Here is a 2,743-nt window from a genome sequence, read left to right as displayed (position 1 = left end):
CGGGGCAGTCGAGCCCGCAAGCACCGGATCGGAGGTCGCCTGAAACAATCTCATCCACAGGATTTGACAATATCTCCAGCGGAAACCGTGTGCGTGGCAAGGTGTGCCGCGTCGGGGCCGCTGAGTACTTCATCGGCCCTTGCCTCCCGTTGAAATGATCGGTTGCAGAACTCGCACGCGATGGTGGTACCAAAACGAATCCCACTTTGGTACCATGAGCATATGAGCACGCAGATCGCGGTACGACTACCGGACGAGATCGTGGAATTTCTCGACGACGAAGTCAGGGAACATCGCGCCGCCTCGCGAGCCTCACTGGTGTTGCGCGCTCTCGAACGGGAGCGTCGCCGTCAGATAGCTGCACGAGACGCGGAGATCCTTTCGGCCGCAACATCCGAACATGATCTGAGCCCCCTCGCTCACCGCGCCGTGAATCGACAGCCAACAGGCTCGACCTGATGCGACCAATTCATGAAGCCAACCTCGACTCAGTTCGGCCGGTCCTCGTACTCACCCGAGAGATGGTCCGTCCACACCTCGGGACCGTCACGGTAGCGCCCATCACCGGCGAGATCCGAGGACTGTCCACTGAGGTGTCTGTCATCGCCGCTAACGGACTGTCCGCCGACGCGGTGGTCAGTTGCGACCACATCACGACCATTCCCGTCAGTGCGCTCGGCAACATCATCGGTTATCTTCTTCCAGCGCAAGAGGAATCACTGTCCATAGCCGTGCGCGCCGCCTTCGATCTCGAATGATGACGACAGTGAACGGAAAGGATGAAACATGGCGCTGAAGAAAGGGGAGCAGTTCACGCTATTCGAGCTCGAGTCACCAGAATCCGCTACTCGTTCGGACGAAGTTCCCGAACCTGATCAGCCTTCTCTGTTCGACGTTGACGACACCGCTTGTCTCGAAACGGATTCCGGGGTTGCGGAGCACCCCCGGACCGACGACATCGTCGCCCCTCCGGATGAGCGCTCCAACGAAATGGAAACGGAACCCACCCCGGCGTCAGAACTCGACGCAACTGAACCGGCCGCCCTTCCTCCCCCCAGCGAGGCAGCAGACGGCCACGCCGTCATTGTCACAGCAGCCGGCACCTACACACCGTCTGGCCACACACTCACCGGCCCAGTCGATTCCATCGGAAAACTCGACAAACTCATCAGATGGGCAACGCTCACCCCGCTGGGCGCACCGGCACAGATCTGGATAGTCGGAATCGAAGCCTGCGACATGCTCGGATGGATCATCGACCCAGGCAGCGAAGACGATGTCGACGACATGGAAATCCTCCGCACCCGCGCTGCCGAAGAACTCACCGCGATCCTCCATGCCACGCTGACCCCGATGCTGACCGCAGGATGGGAACTGCGCGGAGAACCCGGCCACGTCGTTCACCTCTCCCGCACCACCGGGAACTTCACATCCATGGTCGACATTTTCATCGAACCCTACGTGTGGACCTACTGGAACAAAGACTTCGGATGGGGCAATCGCGTGGGGGACATGGGGATCCTCGGATCACCCACCGCCGGAACCTACCTCCCCGACGATGACCTCCCCGCTGCGCAGGAACTGGGACGCCGACTCGCCTGGTGCGCACAACACCTCGGCGTGCTACCCGGCCCCACCCCAGCACGCACCGGCGCCGCCATCGTCGACAAGATCAAACGCGACCGCACCCGCAGCGGTAAAGGAATCGTCGTCACTGCCGGTGGACCGGTCCCACCGCTGGACGGCGAACCCCGCGGAGATCTCGAACCTGCCCTCGGATGGACCCGCATCCCGGACCTCGAAGAACTTTCCGACGCAACACAACTGGTATCGATAGACCAACGAGCTGCGTACCTCGCGTCGGCTGGCATGCTCGAATTCGGCTACGGAAAACCTCGACATCTTCGCGGCGAGAACGCGCTCGACGCTGCGCGGCAATCGAAAACCCCGTTCGGACTCTGGCGTGTAACCCTCCCACCGGGTGACATGTTGGCGCTCCCACCCGCTCTACCGTTGCCTCACCCACACATGCTCGCCGACCAACCTGTGCAGACCTGGATCACCACCGTCAGCCTCGATGCACTTCAAAGCTCCATCGCCGATGGCGGAATCGGCGCAGAACTCGACGACCTCGACATCGCAGAAGCGTGGGTCTACCCGCAGCAAGGTCGAGCCCTCGACAAGTGGGCGAAAATCTTGAGAGAAGCCCGCAAAGTTGCCGTCGACACAGGCGACACAGCAATGAAACGGTTCATCGGCGCCTGCTACAAGGGTTACATCGGCCGAATGGTCAACCCCGACATGTGGACCGCCAAACAAATGCAACACCACCACCAACCGCTCTGGCGAGCAGCGATCATCGCACACTGCCGCTGGCGAGGCCGCCGCGTCGCGATGCGCATCGCACGCGAAACCGGGCGTTGGCCACTGCGCACCGTCACCGACTCCTGGGTCTACCCCCTGCCCCCGGGCATCGACATCGCAGACAACAGTGACGCACTCGGGAAAATGACTCTGGAAAAGAGCGCCCCGCTCACCGAAAACATCATCGTCATGCTGACCGACGCACGCGACACCCACGAGATCAACCTCGCACTCAAAGCTGCGTTCACCGACGAAGATGAAGGAAACATATAGTGGCCCTGCATCTTCCGAAACCACGATCTACCAAACCCGCACAGAAGACCGTCGGCTTGGACGGACTCAACGTATCCGTCTCGACAGCAGCAACAAGCGGTATCGA

3 protein-coding genes are annotated in these 2,743 nt (G+C 61.1%); all 3 read left to right on the top strand.

Annotation, left to right across the window (positions count from 1 at the left end):
• The first annotated feature begins 222 nt into the window (after window positions 1–222).
• Genes R4P70_RS32510 through R4P70_RS32500 form a run of 3 tightly spaced genes read left to right on the top strand, consistent with a single transcriptional unit; the run spans window position 223 to window position 2,637 of the window.
• The gene (locus R4P70_RS32510; RefSeq protein ID WP_151097285.1) at window positions 223–459 is read left to right on the top strand and encodes a YlcI/YnfO family protein; all 237 of its coding nucleotides are present in this window, start codon (window positions 223–225) and stop codon (window positions 457–459) included.
• The gene (locus tag R4P70_RS32505; RefSeq protein ID WP_317833818.1) at window positions 459–758 is read left to right on the top strand and encodes a type II toxin-antitoxin system PemK/MazF family toxin; all 300 of its coding nucleotides are present in this window, start codon (window positions 459–461) and stop codon (window positions 756–758) included. Before R4P70_RS32510 ends, R4P70_RS32505 begins: the two co-directional genes overlap by 1 nt.
• A gap of 28 nt (window positions 759–786) precedes the next feature.
• Window positions 787–2,637, top strand: a complete 1,851-nt coding sequence (locus R4P70_RS32500) for a hypothetical protein (RefSeq protein ID WP_317833816.1) — start codon at window positions 787–789, stop codon at window positions 2,635–2,637.
• The last annotated feature ends 106 nt before the right edge of the window (window positions 2,638–2,743 follow it).

The organism is Rhodococcus sp. IEGM 1241, from assembly GCF_033142365.1.
Taxonomy (GTDB): Bacteria; Actinomycetota; Actinomycetes; order Mycobacteriales; family Mycobacteriaceae; genus Rhodococcus_F; species Rhodococcus_F erythropolis.
Note: the sequence above shows the minus strand (reverse complement) of the source record. Positions and strands in the feature narration are given on the sequence as shown.